The 18,350-nt window shown below is 70.4% G+C and carries 21 protein-coding genes; 7 read left to right on the forward strand and 14 right to left on the reverse strand.

The window, feature by feature from the left end:
* The first annotated feature begins 81 nt into the window (after nucleotides 1–81).
* Nucleotides 82–363 carry a cold shock domain-containing protein gene (locus AB0A61_RS34775; RefSeq protein WP_361301527.1) on the forward strand — a complete coding sequence of 94 codons (282 nt, stop codon included), beginning with the start codon at nucleotides 82–84 and terminating at the stop codon, nucleotides 361–363.
* A 177-nt stretch (nucleotides 364–540) separates the two neighbouring features.
* Here AB0A61_RS34775 and AB0A61_RS34780 read toward each other — a convergent pair whose 3' ends face one another.
* Together AB0A61_RS34780 and AB0A61_RS34785 are read right to left on the reverse strand one after the other, a co-directional pair.
* Nucleotides 541–1,218 (reverse strand): HNH endonuclease family protein, encoded by a 678-nt coding sequence (locus tag AB0A61_RS34780; protein ID WP_361301530.1) that lies wholly within the window; start codon nucleotides 1,216–1,218, stop codon nucleotides 541–543.
* 221 nt (nucleotides 1,219–1,439) lie between these two features.
* Nucleotides 1,440–2,342, reverse strand: a complete 903-nt coding sequence (locus tag AB0A61_RS34785; protein ID WP_361301533.1) for an adhesin — start codon at nucleotides 2,340–2,342, stop codon at nucleotides 1,440–1,442.
* A 285-nt stretch (nucleotides 2,343–2,627) separates the two neighbouring features.
* On the opposite strand from AB0A61_RS34785, the gene AB0A61_RS34790 reads away from it, so the two are divergent.
* Entirely contained in the window at nucleotides 2,628–2,948 is a 321-nt protein-coding gene (locus AB0A61_RS34790; protein WP_361301536.1) for a GYD domain-containing protein, read from the forward strand.
* Nucleotides 2,949–3,048: 100 nt separating this feature from the next.
* Here the strand turns inward: AB0A61_RS34790 and AB0A61_RS34795 are convergent, their stop codons facing one another.
* On the reverse strand, nucleotides 3,049–4,437 hold the full coding sequence (locus AB0A61_RS34795) for a S53 family peptidase (protein ID WP_361301539.1): 1,389 nt from the start codon (nucleotides 4,435–4,437) through the stop codon (nucleotides 3,049–3,051).
* Between the two features lie 290 nt (nucleotides 4,438–4,727).
* Here AB0A61_RS34795 and AB0A61_RS34800 point away from each other — a divergent pair, with 290 nt between their 5' ends.
* Nucleotides 4,728–4,928: an SCO3870 family protein gene (locus AB0A61_RS34800; protein ID WP_361301542.1), complete on the forward strand. Its 201-nt coding sequence runs from the start codon at nucleotides 4,728–4,730 to the stop codon at nucleotides 4,926–4,928.
* Nucleotides 4,929–5,010: 82 nt separating this feature from the next.
* Here AB0A61_RS34800 and AB0A61_RS34805 read toward each other — a convergent pair whose 3' ends face one another.
* The 10 genes from AB0A61_RS34805 to AB0A61_RS34850 all read right to left on the reverse strand — a co-directional run bounded on the left by AB0A61_RS34805 (nucleotide 5,011) and on the right by AB0A61_RS34850 (nucleotide 13,393).
* A complete protein-coding gene (locus AB0A61_RS34805) occupies nucleotides 5,011–6,207 on the reverse strand; it encodes an ABC transporter permease (protein WP_361301545.1) in 1,197 nt (398 codons plus the stop codon).
* Entirely contained in the window at nucleotides 6,204–7,148 is a 945-nt protein-coding gene (locus tag AB0A61_RS34810; protein ID WP_361301548.1) for an ATP-binding cassette domain-containing protein, read from the reverse strand. The genes AB0A61_RS34805 and AB0A61_RS34810 overlap by 4 nt, the downstream gene beginning before the upstream one ends.
* A 53-nt stretch (nucleotides 7,149–7,201) precedes the next feature.
* Nucleotides 7,202–7,381 (reverse strand): hypothetical protein, encoded by a 180-nt coding sequence (locus AB0A61_RS34815; protein ID WP_361301551.1) that lies wholly within the window; start codon nucleotides 7,379–7,381, stop codon nucleotides 7,202–7,204.
* A 45-nt stretch (nucleotides 7,382–7,426) separates the two neighbouring features.
* Nucleotides 7,427–8,242 (reverse strand): hypothetical protein, encoded by an 816-nt coding sequence (locus tag AB0A61_RS34820; protein ID WP_361301554.1) that lies wholly within the window; start codon nucleotides 8,240–8,242, stop codon nucleotides 7,427–7,429.
* Between the two features lie 183 nt (nucleotides 8,243–8,425).
* Nucleotides 8,426–8,620 (reverse strand): linaridin family RiPP, encoded by a 195-nt coding sequence (locus AB0A61_RS34825; RefSeq protein WP_361301557.1) that lies wholly within the window; start codon nucleotides 8,618–8,620, stop codon nucleotides 8,426–8,428.
* Between the two features lie 130 nt (nucleotides 8,621–8,750).
* Nucleotides 8,751–9,338 (reverse strand): hypothetical protein, encoded by a 588-nt coding sequence (locus AB0A61_RS34830; RefSeq protein WP_361301560.1) that lies wholly within the window; start codon nucleotides 9,336–9,338, stop codon nucleotides 8,751–8,753.
* Nucleotides 9,335–10,354: an alpha/beta hydrolase gene (locus AB0A61_RS34835; protein ID WP_361301563.1), complete on the reverse strand. Its 1,020-nt coding sequence runs from the start codon at nucleotides 10,352–10,354 to the stop codon at nucleotides 9,335–9,337. The genes AB0A61_RS34830 and AB0A61_RS34835 overlap by 4 nt, the downstream gene beginning before the upstream one ends.
* A gap of 72 nt (nucleotides 10,355–10,426) precedes the next feature.
* On the reverse strand, nucleotides 10,427–10,798 hold the full coding sequence (locus tag AB0A61_RS34840; RefSeq protein ID WP_361301565.1) for a helix-turn-helix domain-containing protein: 372 nt from the start codon (nucleotides 10,796–10,798) through the stop codon (nucleotides 10,427–10,429).
* Between the two features lie 22 nt (nucleotides 10,799–10,820).
* Complete coding sequence (locus AB0A61_RS34845; protein ID WP_361301568.1) at nucleotides 10,821–11,588, reverse strand: class I SAM-dependent methyltransferase; 768 nt, start codon at nucleotides 11,586–11,588, stop codon at nucleotides 10,821–10,823.
* Nucleotides 11,589–11,908: 320 nt separating this feature from the next.
* Nucleotides 11,909–13,393: an NAD(P)/FAD-dependent oxidoreductase gene (locus AB0A61_RS34850; RefSeq protein WP_361301571.1), complete on the reverse strand. Its 1,485-nt coding sequence runs from the start codon at nucleotides 13,391–13,393 to the stop codon at nucleotides 11,909–11,911.
* Nucleotides 13,394–13,633: 240 nt separating this feature from the next.
* Here AB0A61_RS34850 and AB0A61_RS34855 point away from each other — a divergent pair, with 240 nt between their 5' ends.
* Nucleotides 13,634–14,305 (forward strand): nucleotidyl transferase AbiEii/AbiGii toxin family protein, encoded by a 672-nt coding sequence (locus AB0A61_RS34855; protein WP_361301683.1) that lies wholly within the window; start codon nucleotides 13,634–13,636, stop codon nucleotides 14,303–14,305.
* A 206-nt stretch (nucleotides 14,306–14,511) separates the two neighbouring features.
* Nucleotides 14,512–15,498 (forward strand): slipin family protein, encoded by a 987-nt coding sequence (locus tag AB0A61_RS34860; RefSeq protein WP_361301573.1) that lies wholly within the window; start codon nucleotides 14,512–14,514, stop codon nucleotides 15,496–15,498.
* Here AB0A61_RS34860 and AB0A61_RS34865 read toward each other — a convergent pair.
* Nucleotides 15,443–16,639, reverse strand: coding sequence for an MFS transporter (locus AB0A61_RS34865; protein WP_361301576.1), 1,197 nt, complete (start codon nucleotides 16,637–16,639; stop codon nucleotides 15,443–15,445). The two genes, AB0A61_RS34860 and AB0A61_RS34865, sit on opposite strands and share 56 nt — an antisense overlap.
* 98 nt (nucleotides 16,640–16,737) lie before the next feature.
* On the opposite strand from AB0A61_RS34865, the gene AB0A61_RS34870 reads away from it, so the two are divergent.
* Entirely contained in the window at nucleotides 16,738–17,757 is a 1,020-nt protein-coding gene (locus tag AB0A61_RS34870) for an ArsR family transcriptional regulator (protein ID WP_361301579.1), read from the forward strand.
* Complete coding sequence (locus AB0A61_RS34875) at nucleotides 17,754–18,266, forward strand: glutathione peroxidase (protein ID WP_361301581.1); 513 nt, start codon at nucleotides 17,754–17,756, stop codon at nucleotides 18,264–18,266. Before AB0A61_RS34870 ends, AB0A61_RS34875 begins: the two co-directional genes overlap by 4 nt.
* Nucleotides 18,267–18,350 lie beyond the last annotated feature (84 nt).

The raw sequence follows: 18,350 nt of genomic DNA on the forward strand, positions 1-18,350 counted from the left end.
AGCTGGCACCTCACCCCGGCCACCGCATAAGCAAGAAGGGCCGCCCGGCCCACGGCCGGGCAACCCTTCACCAAGATCTTCATGAGTCTTCTAGGTCTCCGGATCCGTCGCCACGAAGGCGTAGGCGTCGACCGCCCTTGCGGACCGCAGCGCGCCGACTGGTCCGAGCGCGCAGAAGGGTGGGGCGTCCTCGACTCCCCCGAGACTCCGGGCGGATGCTGGGGCCACTTCTCCCACATCCAGACGGAAGGATTCCGGGCGCTGTCGCCGGGACAGCAGGTGGACCTCCAGTGGGAAGCCCCGGGCTTCAAGCAGGACGGGTACGACTACCGAGCCGTGAACATCGTGCCTCGGCCGGCCTGATTGAGCCGGTCACAGCGAATTCACGGTCTGTGTCCCGTGCGGGCGGCTGACCGGCCCGGTCGGCGCCCCAACTGGCCCTGGAATGCCAGAGGTTTCCGAGCTGGGGCGCCTGCGGCCGGCGTTCCTCACGTGCGCCTCGGCTTCGGCGTCGGTGAGGCCGGCCGGCCCGGTTGTGGCCTACGGGGCTGGTTCGTAGGTCACGTTGGTGTCGGGGCAGGCGTCCGCGAGTTGGGTGAGTGATTCCAGTTCGACGGCGTCGACGGTGAGCCCCCAGCGGAGCTTGGTCGCGGTCCACTCGGAGACGTAGCGGCACGTGACGTCGACGGCCGGCGGCAGCCACTCGGCCGGGTCCTGGTCGGCCTTGCTGCGGTTGGAGGCGGCCGAGACCGCGACGAGGGAGGATGCGGCGTCGAGGTCGTTGGCGTAGGCCTCGCGCCGAGCCGCGGTCCACTGCGACGCCCCGGAGTCCCAGGCCTCGGCGAGCGGCACCATGTGGTCGACGTCCAGGGCGGAGGCCGAGGTTACCCACCTGGCGTCGTAGTACGACCACCAGAGCCCGCCGACCAGCTTGCAGCCCGGGAGGACCTCGGGCGGGACGACCGCCTCGGCCAGGAGCACCTCGGCTCGGGTGTTGCAGCCGTCGGTGGGGTTCTTGCCCGCGTTCCAGTGTTTGAAGCTCGTGCGCTGGTAGCCGTCCCGCTTCTCCGCGGCGAGCGGGAGGAGGTGGACCGCGTCCGCGATCGGGAGGGTGTGCGTCTCGGCGGAACGTTCATCCGCGTGGGCCGGGGTGGGTGCCGCGAAGGGCACGACGAGGAGTGCGGCCGCAATCGCGGCACGTCTGAGGTTCTTGATCACGTATCGCAGCGTTGAGCGCGCGTACTTCGTTCGAGGGGTCCAACTCGAATGAATGATCCAAATGGATCCCCGAGTTCACCGGACAGGTGTGCTATCGATCACCCGATAGAGGAGCCCCCGTACCGAATGAGCGGCTGTGGGCGCACCAGCGCACAAGGTCGACCGGCGTTGCCTCGCCGTACGGTGCATGGGCTGACGGCACGCGGGATGGGAGCGGTGAGTCAGGAGGCCCCGGCCCCGCAGGTGATTCTCATCTGGGCTGCCGCGTGGTGGGTGTACGTCGGGCCGTTGTCGTTCCAGTCCTGGCCGCGGTCGAGCAGCCGTACCGCGATGCGGCCGTCCTGGACACGGTAGGTGCCCGCGTCCACGAGCCGGCCGCGGTTCGCCCGCTGGTCGATCTGGAAGGTGGCGTAGGCGCTGCTCTCGTCCTGGGGGTCGGAGAGCACGCGGTACGTCGTCGGGTCACCGCCGACGTCCGTGCTGTCGCCGCTGGGCACGAACACCCCTATCGCGCAGGTGTCGTAGGCACGGCCCACCGACCACCACCACAGGGCCCCGTTGTCGTGGTCCTGCGTCCGGCTGCCCGACATGGGGACGGCTGCGAAGGAGCCGTCGCACGAACCGCCGTCGTAGCCGCCCTGATCGACCGTGTACCAGCCCTCCATGCCGTCGGAGTAGCGGCCGTACTCGGCGTAGCCGCCGTACGTTCCGGAGGGGCAGCCGTGTCCGACCCAGGCGGAGTAGTCGGCGGGTGCCGGCCCGCGGGCCGGGCCGGAGACCATGGCGCCGCCCGGCCGGGCGGTGGAGGTGGGGGACGCCGAGGAACCGGGGTCCTCGGTTGCGCCGGGGTGGCCGGAAGGGGTGGGGGACGCCGAGGAGGCGGAGGCGGTCGGTTCCGGCAGGGCCGGGGCGTCCGTGGGCAGGATCAGGCTCGGTTGCGGCGCGTCCTGGACCCCCGCTCCGGCCCCCCTGCTCCGCGTCGTCCCCGCATCGGAGGAGAGGGACGACGACACGAGGGAGGTGCCGGCGCCGACCAGCCCGGACAGCAGGAGCAGCGCCCCGAGCACGACACCCGACTTCTGCGGACGCGACAGCGTCGTCCAGCGACCGTTCAGCGTTGCCATCGAAGGTCCCTCTGGTCCGTACCCACCCGGCGATCAAGGTTTTCGAGGGGGACCACTATGCACGAGGTACCCACGCAGAGGTAGGGGTGCGACGGCACAAAGAAGACGGCACAAAGAAGTTGAGGGTGGAGCAGCAGACGGTGGGCGCGGGTGCGAGGCGCTGCGGCGGGCGTGGTGCAGCCGGTGGATGCCAACGGGTGAATCCGGCCGGTCGGTGAGGGGCGGCCCATGTGGCAGCGGGAAGGGCTTGTGCATACGGACAAGCGATGGGCAGGGAGCGTCCCGATGCCGAAGTTCCTCATCCAGGCCACCTACACGCCCGAGGGCACCAAGGGTCTCCTCAAGGAAGGCGCCAGTGGCCGCCGCGCCGCGGTCGACCAGGTCGTCGCCGGTCTCGGCGGCACGGTCGAGGCCATGTACTACGCCTTCGGCGAGGACGACCTGATCATCATCCTCGACTTCCCCGACCCCATCTCCATGGCCGCCGTCAGCCTCACCGTCAAGGCGAGCGGCGCCCTCCGCACCCGGGCCACCCCCCTTCTCACCCTGGAGGACATCGACGAGGCAGCACGTCGGCAGGTCTCCTTCCGCGCGCCTGGGGCCTAGGGGGACGGACGACGCCGAGCCGACCACCTGACGATGTGCCGACGGCCCGGGTGCAGGACCCGGGCCGTCTCAGGGCAATGCGCTGGGCGAATCGTCCGCGTCAGCGGCGGTGGCTCGCCCGGGCGAGGGCCGGGACGAAGCGGAGGGCGTCCAGGGTGCCCACGCCGGTGGCCATGTCGTAGCCGTTCACGGCCTTGTAGCCGGTGACGCCCTGGTAGCTGTTGTCGGTGCCGTCGTTGACGTCGACGATGCCGGTGCTCTTGTCGTGGTGGGCGGCACGCGCGTAGAGGCTGTACAGCGCCTCGTGGATGCTGCCCACCCGGTGGCCGGCCGCCTGGTCGGCGAGGGCGACGATGCCCGAGAAGAGCGGGGCGGCCTCACTGGTGCCGCCGGAGACCTCCCAGCCGGTGGCGGTCGGGTCGAAGCTGGAGTAGATCCAGGCACCGCCGTTGACCGCGGCGGCCATCGAGATGTCCGGGGTGCCGCGGCGGGCGCCGACGACGTTCTTCACGCCGTTCTGGAAGGCGGGCCGGGGGAAGACGTGGGACTGGCCGCCGCCGCCCGCGCCGTTGTCGTTGTAGACGCTGTCCGGCTTGACCCGCTCGCCCTTGTCGTCGAGGTGCAGCTGGGTGCCGCCGATGGAGGTGACCAGCGGGTCCGAGGAGGGCCAGGAGTTGACGCGCTTCTTGTAGTAGCCCTTGCCGTCCGCGGTGTTGTCGGTGGCGCCGCCGTCGCCGGAGGAGGCGAGGACGGTCACATGCTTGCGGTTGGCGTCCTCGAAGGCGTAGCGCAGCTTCTTGATGCTGGAGAAGTCGCCCTTGTCGAAGCCGGGGAAGGTGTTCTCGGTGGCGCCGAAGCTCTGGCTGATGACGTCGCCGACCCCGTGGTCGATCAGGTACTTCTCGGCGTCCATCATCTCCGGCAGACCGGTGGTGCCCTCGGTCTCGGCGACCGCCGTCTCGACCAGGACGATCTTGGCGTCGGGCGCCACGGCGTGGGCCATCTCGACGTCCAGCGTGGTCTCGCCGGCCCAGCCGGTCATGTCGGCGTTCTTGGGGTCGAAGACGGGGACCTTGCCCCACTTGACCACGTTGACCTTGGTGCTGGGCAGGCCGAACTGCTTGCTGTAGACGTCGAGGTCGTGCTGGACGGTCGGGGAGCCGAACGAGTCGACGATGACGATGGTGCGTCCCTTGCCCGTGATGCCCTTCCGGTACAGCGCGTTGAGGTTGTACGCGGTGCGGTACTGGAGCGGGTTGTAGCAGGCGATGTGCCACTTGGCCTGGCACTGCTCGATGGAGAGCGGGTCGGCGACGCCGTGGACCAGGTTGTGCCCGACGATGGCCGGAACCGCCTTGGTGTGCGGTACGGCGGCGGGCGCGGCGGTGGTGACGCCGGCCAGCGGAGCGGTCGCCAGCGCGGCGACGGCGAGGGCGGCGGTGGCGGCCGTGTGGGCCGCGAGCCCCCGCCCGGTACGGGCTATGTGCATGAAATCCCCCTGTGTGGATCGGAGTCGCACGATGTGGTCTTCGCGCATCCCATCGAGTAGGTCATGCACAGGACAAGACTATTGAACTTTCGATGTCGAATCCTTTACCCGCACATATCCGCACACCACGGTTCGGCCGGCGGATCGGTGCACGTCGGGCGGGTCCGGCTCACCGGCCGCGGTACGGATCGGAGCGTGAGCCGGTGTATTCGGGGCAGGAGAAAGGGAGTTGACGGTGCACACGTAGACTCGACGGTGACCAGTCGTCTTGCTGTTTGGAGGAAGTAATCATGACGAAGGCCCCGTTCGGCCCCCTGTCCGCCGCGCTCGCGGCGCTGGGGACCGCGCTCGCTTTCCTCACGTTCCAGCTCCGCGCAGACGGCTACGAACAGTATGTGGGCTCCGTGGCCAACGCCAGCGGCCTGATGTTCTTCACTTCGCTCATGGTCGTGGTGACGTGGTTCCGCGCCCGTCAGCCGCACTCGGACTGAGTTCCCGGCAAAGGCGGCGGACGCCCGGGCTGTCGCCCTGGCGACCGCCGCCTTTTGGGGTTTGCCGGCTCCGTGGGACGGGTCAGGAAGCGAGTGCCTGGCGCCAGCTCAGGGTGGCCCCGAGATGCAGCAGTGACCGCTGGTAGACACGCGCGGTCAGCCACGCCGCCGCACCCGTGGCAACCGTCATCAGCGCCGCCGCCGCGGCCTGTTCCGCAAGGCCCGCCTCGTGCACGGCGGCCAGCATGGGCATCAACAGGCAGGAGAACGGCGGGATGTAGCGCACCACGCCGACCCACGGCACGGACAGGTCCTGCGCGGCCACGAAGGCGACCCCGGCCGGCAGCATGGTGATGAGCATGACGGGCATCACCACGGACTGCAGTTCCTCCGGCCGGGACACGAGGGAGCCCGCGGCCGCGTAGAGGAAGGCGAAGAAGAAGAACCCGAAGAGGAACCAGACCACCGAGGAGACGACGGCGCCGATGCCGGGGAAGCCGACGCTGCTGGTGCCGGTCGCTTCCGCGGTGCCGACCGCCGCGGCCGCCAGCACCGCCATCTGCAGGAACGCGGTGATCCCGATCCCGACCACCTTGCCCACCATCAGCCGCAGTGGTGTCAGTACCGACAGCAGGACCTCGACCACACGGGTGGACTTCTCCTCGACGACGCCCTGGGACACCAGCATGCCGAAGCCGAGGATCTGGACGAACAGCAGCACCGACACCGTGAGGGCGGCACCGAGCGACTTGCTCGCCTTCTCGTCGCCGCTGACGGTGACCGTGTGCGGACCCGCGGCGGTGACCTCGGCGGCCAGTCTGCCCGGGTCCACGTGCTGGTCGCGCAGCGCACGGTTCGTGGCCCACTGACGGGCCATGGTGACGGCGGCGTCGCGGGCGGCGCCCGGAGTGTTGCCGCGTACGAGCACCTGTGCGCGTCCGTTCTCCAGGACGAGCGCCGCGGCGACCTTCTTGTCCCTGGTCTGCTCCCGTGCGGTGGCGGCATCGGGTACGTACCGCGCCTCGACGCCTTCCGGCGCCGGACCCACGGCCGACGCGGGAGCACCGGTCACCGCCAGTTCGTACGTGCTGCTGCCGCCGCCCCCGAAGGTGACCATCAGGGCGACGACGGCGAAGGCCGTGAAGAAGAGCCCCAGGAGGTAACTTCTCGTTGCTGCACGGGCCTTGACCTCCCGTGCGATGACCAGTCCGACCGCCCTGCGGAAGTCGGTCTGCGGCTCCTGACGGGTACCGGTGTCCGAGCTCGGCTGCGATGTCATCGTGCTCCCTCCGTCGCCGGCTTTCCGTCCGCGCTCGGTTCGCCGAGCAGGTCGAGGAAGAGATCGGTCAGGGACGGCTGCCGGCGCCGGAACTCGCTCACCCGGCCGAGCGACATCGCGCCGGTGAGGATCGCCTGGTCGTCCGTGTCCGGTTCCGGGCGTACGACACAGCCACGGCCGTCGGGCCACCAGTCGGCCACGCCGGAGAGCCGGTCGGGCCAGTCGGGGCCCGCTTCGGTCATCTCCAGGTAGATCGTGCGGGGGCCCGCCGCGCGCAGTTGCCTCACCGTGCCGCAGGCTGCCAGACGCCCCTCCCGTGCCACACCGACGCGGTGGCACAGCCGCTCGACCAGGTCGAGTTGGTGGCTGGAGAAGAGGATGGGCACGCCGTCCGCGGCCTTCTCCTTCAGTACGGAGCTCATGTCGGCCACGGCCAGCGGGTCGAGTCCCGAGAAGGGTTCGTCCAGGATGAGCAGGGCCGGGTCGTGCACCAGTGCCGCCGCCAGCTGGACGCGCTGCTGGTTGCCCAGGCTGAGGGCGTCGATGCTGCGGTCGCGGTGCTGACCGATGTTCAGGCGCTCGGTCCAGTGGCGCATGGCCTCGGCTGCCGACGCCGGTGTGTGTCCGTGCAGCCGGGCAAGGTAGACGAGGTGGTCCGCCACTGTCATCTTCGGGTACAGGCCGCGCTCCTCCGGCATGTACCCGAAGTCCGCGGCGGTGCCACGGGTGACGGGTCTGCCGCCCCAGCGGACCACTCCGGAGTCCGCGGCCAGCAGACCTATGGCGATGCGCATGGTGGTGGTCTTGCCCGCGCCGTTGCTGCCGACGAAGCCGAAGATCTCGCCGGGAGAGACGGTGAAGGACATGGCGTCCAGAGCGAGCCGGTCGCCGTACCGCTTGGATATGGAGTCGATGACAAGGGTGGACTGCGATGAAGGCATGGAGTGATGCGCCAGGTGGTGGGGGGACAGTGGGCGGGCGGCGGGCGGCGGCTCTATTGGCGGTCGTTCTCGCCCTTCTTCGCCACGATCAGGCCGACGACCACCGTGGCCGCCAGGACCCCGAACACCACCAGTCCCGGGTTGCCCGAGGAGAGCTTGGATGCGAAGAAGCTGAGGATCAGTCCGAGCGCTGCGATCCCGTAGACAAGGAACCGGCGCGTTTGCTGGGTCATCCGTCCTCCCGTACGAGGGTTGATGCGGAGTGCGGCACGATATCGCTAGGCGGGGGCGAGCGCGGGAGCCGCGGGTGTCTTTCCGGCCGACGCCGCACGCTCTTCGTTCCGGGTGAGCGTGTAGAGGATTGCCGGGTGGGTGGCGCCGAAGGCCAGCACGAAGCGGTTGAGACCCATGACCTGGCCGATGCCCAGGTGGAAGAGCGTCATCGAGCCGAGGTAGGCCTTGGCCGCGGGCTTCGGCAGCACGAAGACCAGCGGGAAGCCGATCTCGGCGGCGACCGTCCCCCAGGTCACCAGCTTTCCCAGCAGCGGGTACTTGTGCACCAGCTGGTAGACGTGCGGATCACCGTAGTTGTGCGTACGGACGACTCCGCTGAACGCCTCTCCACTGAGCCACACGGGGGATACGAGTTTGACCACTCCGGAGGCGACGTAGGAGATGGTCGTCTCCAGCGCCAGGGCACGCATGGCCACGTCGCGGGCCTTGTCGTCGTCCTGGAAGGTACCGGTCGCGGCCAGCACCACGTTGATCACCTGCTGGAGCTGGTCGGCGCCGTCCCCGCCGAAGGGGCTGTGCAGCCGTCCGGCCGCGCCCGTCACCGCCAGCACGGCGCTGCCCGCCGCGCGCACCCCGCGCTTGTGACCCCAGATCAGCGTGGCGGCGGAAGCGCCCGCCTGCACCCCGTACAGGGCCACTGCCGCTTTCTTGGAGTTGAGGGCGCGGGTCAGCCGGGGAAATCGCTTGGCGAATTTGGGGCGCGTGCTCTCCAGTTGGCCACTCAGCAGTTCGCCGTCCGTGAATTTACGGGTCTGGCTGAGCATTTCCAGTGCGGAGACCAGCGTACCCAGCGAAGCCACTCGTCGTGCGGTGGTCTCGGGTGGAGCGCTGAAGAACATGGATGGGTGCTCTCGGTGAGTTTGGTACGAGTACAGTGGGTATCACTGGACGGGGGCACGGTATGCGTATCGGGCGTACCGTGCCCCCGCCGTCTCTTGTCAGCCAGGGCTAACGATGCCGGGCATCGTCTGCCGTCGGCTGTCTCAGTGGTGGACGGCCTGGTTCAGGGTGGCCGCCGCCTGGGCCGTCGCCGCGGTCACCGCGATCCCGATCGGCACCGCCTCGGGGGTCGCGATGGTGGCCAGCGGGGTGATCATGGTCGGGGTCGCGTCGGCACCCACACGACCCGGCTTCACGTCGACCAACTCGGTGTTGGCGAAGTCTGCAACAACAGACATGACTGTCCTCTTCCTCTCGGTATTCTCACAGCGGGTTCTCCAGCCATTCGGCGGGAGGGCGCGAACTCACGCGGTTCGAGGGGCTGCCGAGTGAGCTCGCAGCTTCCGGCCGAGGGGGTTGATCGGCCCGCTATACGGCCGCGGGAAATGCGGCCGGGTTTGCGATGTCGCCGTCTTCCAGCGGGAATTCCACGGATACGAAGACGGGTTCGATGTGCCGGTCCCCGGGGGCGTTGAGGTACGACTGCATCAGCAGGAACTGGCTGTGCGAGGCGCCTTCGGCGTGCGGCAGATGGAGCTGGATGTAGCGGGAGAGCAGCCGGTACCCGGGCGCCCGCAGGACGGGGCGCACATCCGATCCGAAGGCGGCCGCGCGGACGGTGATGTCCTGGCTCGCGTCGAACAGGGCCTTCGGGGACCGGTTGCGCGCGTTCCATGCCAGCCCGTACCACGGCCTGTCGCGGGTGATCGGCACTTCCGTCCACTCGCCGGGCCTGCCGTCCACGAGGTCCCGGTAGAGAAGGTGGTTGTCCTTGACTCCGGGGTTCGGGCCGAAGAAGCGCCAGTTCGGGGTCGGAATCCGCCACCTCCCGCGACTCAGCAGCGTGTCGAAGCGCCGCTCGGGCAGTTGGGTCGCGGCGGTCGCGATCAGCCAGGTGGCGAGTGAGGCGGTGACAGCGGCTGTCTTCAGGCGTTCCGTGTTCACGCGGACGATCACGTCAGCTCCTCCTCGCGCTCCACGGCCCTCCCGGCAGCCGCGCGGTCCCTGGCGGACCGCCGCTGCTGGGGGGCGCTGCGCTCGCCCGGCGGCTCGCCGGCGATCACCTCCGCCACCTGTTCGGCGTGCGGCTGGACGGAGAGCAGGGACTCGTGATCGGAGCCGTCGACGAAGAGGTGCCGTGATCTCTTCGACAGGGTGGCCAGCCGGGCCTGGACGCCGTGGTGCGCGGCGTTGTCGCCGTGGTTGTTCTCCGCCGTGATCACGGTCAGCGGGGCGTCCAGGGCGGTGAGTTCCGGATAGGTCATGGCGTCCCGGTACTCCCGGTAGGACGTGGCCCAGGCGCGCGGGTGAGCCAGGAACGCCGTGAGGCTCCGGTTGATGTCCGGCCGGTACGTCTTGTTCACGTTCAGGGCGGGACGGAAGGCCGAAAGGCCCGCCAGTGCGTACACCTGCTCCATGACCATCGACTGCCGGGACCACCGGTCGACGTCGGTACGGCGCGAGGCGCGCAGCATGCGCACCTCCGTGGCGTCGACCATGACCACCGCGGACACCCCCTTCACCGCCCCGGGATGCAGCGACGCATACGCCGCGACGAGGTATCCGCCCAGGGAGTGACCCGCCAGCACCAGCGGCAGGCTGGGGACGTACGCCTCGCGCAGCTCCTGCAGCAGCGCGAAGTGCCGTTCCAGGCCGTACCGGGTGCTGAGGGTGCTGAGCCCGTAGCCGGGACGGTTGAACCGCACGTATCCCATGTCCGCGGGAAGCGCGCCGCACACCCAGTCCCAGTATTCGTGGGACATTCCCAGCCCGTTGTCGAGCAGCGCGACGCGCCGGGCGTCGTGCGGAATGTGGATGTCGACCTCTATGAGGCTGCCATCCGGTCTTTCATGTATCTGATAGCGGCGCGCGCGTTCGCGCCTGCTCGTGCATCGCATTACCGCGCCGGTCACAACGCTTGCGCCGGCCAGCCCGGCGATGCCCACGGTGAATTGGCGCTCCAAAGCCGCCACATTCCCTCCCCCGTGATTTCCAGTGACTGCCACCCCGAAAGCTAGCATGCAACTCCGGGGTCAAATAATGGGTTAGTTGACCCGTCGGACCGGGTGGGTATTTCCCCGGGGCATCGGGACCCGGCCGGGAGCGCCGCGGCCGTACTTCCGCAGCTCTATGTACAACTCCCCTATGGTGGCCTTGAGTGTGGCGTTCTCTTTGGTCAGCTCAGCTATCAGGGAAGCCTCTGCGGAGTCCCTGCCGCCCTCACCGGCCAGGCCATTACGGCCTCCCTCAATAAACTGCCGGCGCCAGTTCGACACGGACTGTTCGGAGACCCCGGCTTCTCGTGCGGCTTCCGCCGCAGTCAGTTCACCGCTCACCACTCTGAGTATCAGGGCGAGTTTCTTGTCTGTCGGCAATATCGGCGGACGTCCCACGCGTGACCCCGTTCTGTTGTTCATCTCTGCGTGCGTCGTACTGCCTTCAGGGTTTGACGTAGCTGCAGATGAACATGGGGGCACGTTCGCTGTAGGGCGTGCCGTCCCAACGCGCCATGTGGGCTTCGCGTTCGAGCCCGGCCGCGCGGGCATAGCCGTCGATGTCGTCGGGTGTGGTCAGCCGGGTGAGCTCGGAACCCACCCTGGTGGTGCCGTCGGCCCCGTACAGGATGTGCGAGCAGTGCCACAGGTCGCCGTCGAGCAGCGTCGAATGGGTCTGCACCCCCGTCCCCGGCTCGGGGTAGGGGATGAAGTAGGTGGTGCGCGTGCGGCCCTCGTGAAGGTCCAGGATCGGCGGCTTGTTGTGCGTCTCGATCACCAGCCGGCCGCCGGGGACGAGCAGGTCGGCCGCGCGCCGGACGGCCTGCCGCTGGTCCTCGGGCGTGGTCAGGACCGACAGGGTCGCGCATACGCAGTACACCAGCCCGTAGCGCGACTTCGAGGTGTAGGTGCGTATGTCCCCGTGTACGGCGGTGACGTCCGCGCCGTCCGCGCCGTTCTTCAGTTTGACGCGCAGCGCGTCCAGCATCTCCGGTGCGGAGTCCACGCCCGTCACGTGGCCGGTCCTCCGGGAGAGCGGGATGGCGATCCGTCCCGTGCCGACACCGAACTCGAGGGTCCCCGCCCCAGGGGCGGGATGGAGGGCCAGCAGGCCCTCCACTGCCTCATTGGTGAGCGCGTCGTCCGGTATCAGCCGGTCGTACCAGCCCGCGAACTGCCGCCCATAGCCGATGTCCTGAACCCCGTTATCCACCCGTATTCCTCTCGTCATCCCCACTGTCGATACCCATGGGGACGTCGTGAAGACGAGGAGCCGGAGCGAGGCAAGACATGAGAGGCCCGCAAAGGCGACCGAGGGATAGGACCCGGCCATCAGCATGGTTGGTCAGACCAGCAGTTCCGTCGACTCAGTGGTGACGCCTCAGTGAAGTATGCGTGGGGGGTAACTTCACCATGCACGCTATCAGCCCAACTGATGAGCTGCAATGGAGACTTGGTGAAAGTCGGCAGTGCCGCGGGAGACTGAAACTGGTTGACGCCAAAACAGACATCGGGCACGGACATGGGGCCGAATTAGCGGCGAGACCCGAATCCCCGTGGCACCGCCTTGGGCGAGAGCCCGGGTTCGTTGCGTATGGCGAAACGGTGCCGCAGCACGGAGAGCGCGGCCAAGTAGCCGGACATTCCGTGGACACCCGGTCCCGGCGGGGTGGCCGAGGAGCACAGGAAGACTCCGGGCAGCGGTGTGCGGTAGGGGTCGACCCGGGGGACGGGCCGGGCGAGGCTCTGGTAGAGCGTCATCGCGCCGGACCCTATGTCCCCGCCCACGTAGTTGGGGTTGTAGGTCTCGTACGCGGCGGCGGCGATGGAGCGGTGGGCGACGACGGTGTCGGTGAAACCCGGGGCGTATCGCTCGATGCGGGAACGCACCAGGTCGTAGGGGTCGGTGGGATCCCCGTTCGGCACATGCGCGTACGCCCACACCGGGCGCTTGCCGGGCAGCGCACGCCCTGGATCGGTCACGGCCGGATCCACGACGAGGACGAAGGGCTCCCCGGTCCGTACACCGCGGGCGTTGGCCGACTCCTGCCGGACCATCTCGGCATGCGTGCCGCCCAGGTGCACGGACCCGGCACGGCCCACCGCGGGGTCGGACCAGGGGATCGGCTCGGAGACCAGGAAGTCGACCTTGGCGGCGCCCGGACCGTAACGGAAGCGTTCCAGGGCGCGGGCGTAGGAGCGGGGCAGCCGGCCGGCCGCGAGGGCCAGGAATCCCTTGGGGCTGACGTCGAGCAACACCGCTCGCGCGCCCCGCAGTTCCGCCAGGTCCCGCACGGTGTGCCCGGTGTGGAAGACACCCCCGTGCGCCGTGATGTCCTCGGCCATCGCCGCCGCGATACGGCCGCTGCCGCCCCGTGGCAGCGGCCATCCCGTCCCGTGCGCCAGATGGCCGAGCAGCATGGCCACCGTGCCGCCCGCGACGCTCGGCAGCTTGCCCACCGCGTGCGCGGCGACGCCGGTGAGCAGGGCCGCCGCCTCCTCGCCGCAAAAGCGCGCCGCACCCCAGGCGCTGCCGTGGACCGCGGCCCGGCCGGCCAGCAGGAGGGCCGCCACGGGGTCTCGCGGAAGCCTGCGCTGTCCGGAGAGGACCAGGTCGACGACCCCTTCGCTGTGCTCCAGCAGCGGGCCCATCAGCTGCCGCCAGCGACGCCCGTCGGGGCCCAGGTGCGCGCAGGTCGCCGCCAGGGACCGGTACGCGAGGGCGGCGCGGCCCCCGTCGAGCGGGTGGGCGTAGCTGATGTCGGGATGCAGGAGTTCCACCCCGCGGGCCGCCAGGTCGAACTCCCGGAAGAAGGGGGAGGCGGCGGCCATGGGATGGACCGCGGAGCAGACGTCGTGCAGCACGCCGGAGTCGAAGAGGGGGGCGGTTCGCAGCCCGCCACCGAGGGTTTCGGCGCCCTCGTGCAGATCCACTCGCAGGCCGGCCCGGGCCAGGACCACGGCGGCCGCCAGCCCGTTGGGCCCGGTGCCCACGATGGCCACGTCGGTGCTGGTCACCAGTGCTCCTCACGCTCGACGGGCGCCGATTCCGCAACGGGTTCCGGAATGTAGCACGCCGTGCCGCACACAAATTACGAGTTAATTTATTCACCGTCACACGGCGCTCAAATACGCGGGGAAGGCACCCGGCACAATTTATTGTCCGGTCGTTTATTTGGCGGGTCCCACTGCCCGAACCCCGCCGTTGCGGGCGATAATCGGGGTATGGACTGTCCCGTACGGCGGCCGGGTGGCTGGGTGAGGGCCGGGGAAGTGCGCCGGCGGCTGCTGGCCGACATCCTCGCGGCGGGAGCGCCGTACGGACTGGCGCTGTCGGGTGGGCATGCGGTGCAGGCGCACGGACTGGTGGACCGCCCCAGCCGTGATGTGGACGTCGCCACCGAAAGTCCCGTCGGGACCGGGGAGATCGTCGACGCGGTGCGGGCCGGTCTGGAGGAACGCGGCTGGCAGGTGCGGACCACGGAGACGGAGCCGCTGGGCGCCCGGCTGGTGGTGACCGACGCGGCCACGGGTGAGGAGTGTGCGGTGCAGGTCGCGAAAGAGGTGCTGTGGCGGCCGCCGGTGCCCACCGAACTGGGGACCGCCCTGTCCGTCGAGGACCTCGTCGGGACCCGGGTCCGGGCGCTGGCCGACCACGGCCTCGCCCCCGACCTCGTCGACGTCCACGCCGCCGCGGACCGGTGGAGCCACCCCGAGCTCGAGGAACTCGGGCGCCGGCACGCCGGTGACGCCTTCGACCTGGCCGACCTCCGGGCCCGCCTGGACGGCGCCGAATGGATCGACGACGGCGAGTTCACCGCGTACGGGCTCGACGACCGGTGCGTCGCCGAACTCCGCCGGTGGGCCCAGGCGTGGGCCGACGACATCGGAGAACGGCTCGCGGAGTCCACGGCTCCCGAGGAGGAGTGACGCGAGCCGCGGCGCGGCGGCGCGAGCGGGTGTCGCCGCCACCCGGTGCAGCCGCCACCGCTCCGCCGCGGCCGCCAACCTCCGTTTCTTGACATACTCCTGACGCTTGGGCCCGCATCCATCCGGGCCGCCGCCGTGTCCTCATCCATGTCTCAATCGCATCGGTGTCCGACCGGGCGGTCGGCACCTGTGAGGAATGGAGTGCCATGGAAGGCACTGTCGTCGCCGTCGTGCTCGTCGCCGTACTGGTCCTGCTCGGGCTGCGCAGCGGTATGCGGGTGGTCAACCAGGTGGAGCGTGGGGTGGTGTTCCGCTGGGGCAAGGCGCTGCCGAGCCACCGGCAGCCCGGCATCACCTTCCTGATCCCGTTCGCCGACCGGATGCGCAAGGTGAACGTGCAGGTGATCACCATGCCGGTACCCACCCAGGAGGGCATCACCAAGGACAACGTGTCGGTCAAGGTCGACGCGGTCGTGTACTTCCGGGTCACCGACCCGGTACGGGCCGCCATCGAGGTGCAGGACTACGTCTTCGCGGTGGGGCAGGTCGCCCAGTCCTCGCTGCGGTCCATCATCGGCAAGAGCGACCTGGACGACCTGCTGTCCGACCGGGAGCGGCTGCACGAAGGGCTCGCGCTGATGATCGACAGCCCGGCCGCCGGGTGGGGCATCCACATCGACCGTGTGGAGATCAAGGACGTACAGCTGCCGGAGTCCCTGAAGCGGTCGATGTCCCGGCAGGCCGAGGCCGAGCGTGAGCGGCGGGCGCGGGTCATCACCGCGGACGGCGAGTTCCAGGCCGCGCAGCAACTCGCCAATGCCTCCCGCATCATGGCGGACACGCCGGAGGCCATGCAGCTGCGGCTGCTGCAGACCGTCGTGGAAGTGGCCGCCGAGAAGAACTCGACGCTGGTGATGCCCTTCCCGGTCGAACTGCTGCGGTACTTCGACCGGGCCGCCCAGCACATCGGCGGACAGGCACCGGTCCCCGCGGCGCAGGCCGAGGCTCCGGCCCCGGCCACCCCGGCGCAGGCCGAGGCTCCGGCCCCGGCCACCCCGGCACAGGCCGAGGCGCCGGTTCCTCCCGCCCCGGCGGCGGCCGAGACTCCGATCCCCGCGCCGGCCGACGCGTCCGTCCCTACGGTGCCGGAGCCGGCCGAGGCGCCGGAGCGTGGGCGCGGCGGGCAGCCGTAGCGAGCGTCAGCGTCACTCCGGTCGACGCCACCGCCATCACCGTCATCGCCACGGCGGGCGAGGTGACCTGCGCCACCGAGCCCGCCAGCGATGCGCCCACGCCCTGCGCCGTGAGCATCCCCGCCGAGTGCAACCCCAGCGCGTGGCCGCCGAGTTCGTCCGGGGTCAGGGCCATCAGCCGCTCCTGCTGAACGAGGCTCGCGCCGAAGCCGACCGAGGCGCACGCCACCAGGCAGGCGGCCAGGGGCACCGGCGGGCGCAGGGCGAAGACCAGGTACGGCATGGCCAGCAGCAACAGCAGCGGCGTGGCCAGGTGCCGGCGCAGGGCCACCGGAAGCAGGCGGCCCACCGTCATGTCCCCCACCAGCATGCCCAGGGCGGCGCAGGCGAAGAGCGTGCCCGCGGCGCCGGGGGCATAGGAGACGTAGAGCGACTCGCAGCCGACCACCAGGCCGTTGGGCAGCCACAGGCCCAGATAGGTCAGACGGCGCGAACGGTCGCCCCACAGCAGGGCGTTGGTCCGCCAGGTCACCGCGACCGACGGACGGCCGGCGGAGCGTGGCGGCCGGTGCCGCAGGCCGGTGCGGAACCCGGCGGCGGCGACGGCGTGCAGCACGGCCGACAGGAGCAGCGAGACGCGGGGTGAGAGGGCGGCGACCAGCACCCCGCCCGTCGCGTACCCGGTGATCTGCATGAGCCCGCTCATCATGTTGAAGACCGAACGCCCCAGCAGATAGCCGTCCTTGGTGAGGACCTCGTTGAGCAGGCCCCAGCGGACTCCGCCGCCCAGCGACGCGATCAGACCCTGCACGAGGAGGACCGCGAAGACGGCCCACACCGGCAGTCCGGGCGTTGCCAGCAGCGCGGTGCCCGCTGCGAAGGCCGCCGAGATGCCCGCCAGGGCCCTTCGCGGCGGCAGGCGGTCCGCGCCCGAGAGGAAGAGGGTCGCGCCGAGAACCTGGGCGAGGGACGGGCCGAACATGCTCACCGCGGACAGCAGCGGCGAGTCGGTCGCCCGGTACACCAGCGTGCCGAGCGCCAGTCCGCCCACCGTCTGGGCCACGGTCTGCGCGGAGCAGAAGAGGAAGAGAGGGGTGAACTCCGGGGTGCGGAACAGGGTTTGGTAGGTGTGGGTGCGCATGCGCGGAGTCTGCGGCGGGCGCGCTACCGGTCGTTATTGTTTCGCGTGGGTGCGAAAGGCCGAAGGGTGAAGGTCGGAGGTCGAAGGGCGGAGCGCTGGTGGGCTGGTGGCAGGTGAACGCCGACACGCTGGCCGGGAGCCGGTTCGTGCTCTCCCCGCTGGCCGAGACCTTCGCGAGTCTGAAGCTGCTGCACGCGGGCGTGGGCCGGCACCCGGGCGAGCAGGCCTGGCTGCGCGCGCATCTGCCCGGGTACCGCGCGCGGCTGGCGGACGACCCCGTCACCGCGCTCCTGGTGCGCGCCGGGCTCGGCCGGGACTGGATCGCCGACTTCCTCACGCCCACGCCCGGGGATGCCGAGACCTTCGAGGAGGGGGTCGCGCGGGTACGCGCCGCCGACCCGGCGCGGGCCCGCGCCGACCTGCGCCTCTCGCTCGCCGGGCCGCTGCCGGGGCGGCTGGAGCGGGACGACCTGGCCGAGCGCGCGGCCCGGATCCTGGAGTACGTCTGGACCGATGCCGTACGCCCGTACTGGCCCCGGCGGCGGCGCGTCCTGGAGGCCGACGTCGTCGCGCGGACCGCGCAGGTGAGCCGGGGCGGTTGGGCGGCCGTGCTGGACGCGTTGCGGCCGGGGACCCGCTGGCTGGGCGAGAACCGGCTCCAGGTGAACCTGCACGAGTACCCGCCGCGCGAGATCTCCGGCGCCCAGCTCGTCTTCGTGCCGGTCACCCCGCAGACCGGCTGGGTCTCGTGGGAGGGGCGGCACCGGTACGCGGTCGTCTACCCCTGCACCGGCGTCCTCGCCGGCTCCGACGGATGCCGGGCCCCGGTGCCCACGAGCCTCGGCGCGCTGCTGGGCCATACCCGGGCCCAGGTGCTGGTGCTGCTCGACTCACCGCTGAGCACCACCCAGCTGACCGCGGTGACCGGGCAGGGCCTCGGCTCGGTCGGCCGCCATCTGAAGGTGCTGCTGGACGCCGGGCTGGTGGAGCGGCGGCGGGCGGGGCGGTCGGTGCTGTACTCCCGGACCGGGGCGGGCCAGGTGCTCGTCGAGGCGGCGGGGCCGGGGACGGGCCCCGGAACGGGACCGACACCCGACGGAGCTAGCATCCGGTCATGACCACAGCAGACAGCAACGGCGCCTCCCCCCTCGACGTGGAGATCGGCGCCCTCCAGGGCGGCCCCGCGGACCTCAAGCAGTACGCGGGCCAGGCCGTACTCATCGTGAACGTGGCCTCCAAGTGCGGGCTGACCCCGCAGTACTCGGGCCTCGAACGGCTGCACGCACGGTATGCCGACCAGGGCTTCACCGTGCTCGGTGTGCCGTGCAACCAGTTCCTCGGGCAGGAGCCGGGCAGCGCCGAGGAGATCGCCGAGTTCTGCTCGGCGACCTACGGCGTCACCTTCCCGATGACCGAGAAGGTCGAGGTCAACGGCGAGGGGCGGCACGCGCTGTACGACCGCCTGGCCGGCCACGCCGACGCCGAGGGGCACGGCGGGGACATCCGCTGGAACTTCGAGAAGTTCCTCGTCGGGCGGGACGGCCGGGTCGTGGCCCGCTTCTCCCCGCAGACCGAGCCGGAGGCGGCCGAGGTCGTCACGGCCGTCGAGGCCCAGCTCGCCGGCTGACCGGATCGACCGTCCGGATCGGTCGACCGGCCGGATCGGTCGACCGATCCGGCTGATCGGCCGGCCGACGGACCGGCAGCCGGT

The organism is Streptomyces sp. NPDC046197, assembly GCF_040646295.1.
GTDB lineage: Bacteria > Actinomycetota > Actinomycetes > Streptomycetales > Streptomycetaceae > Streptomyces.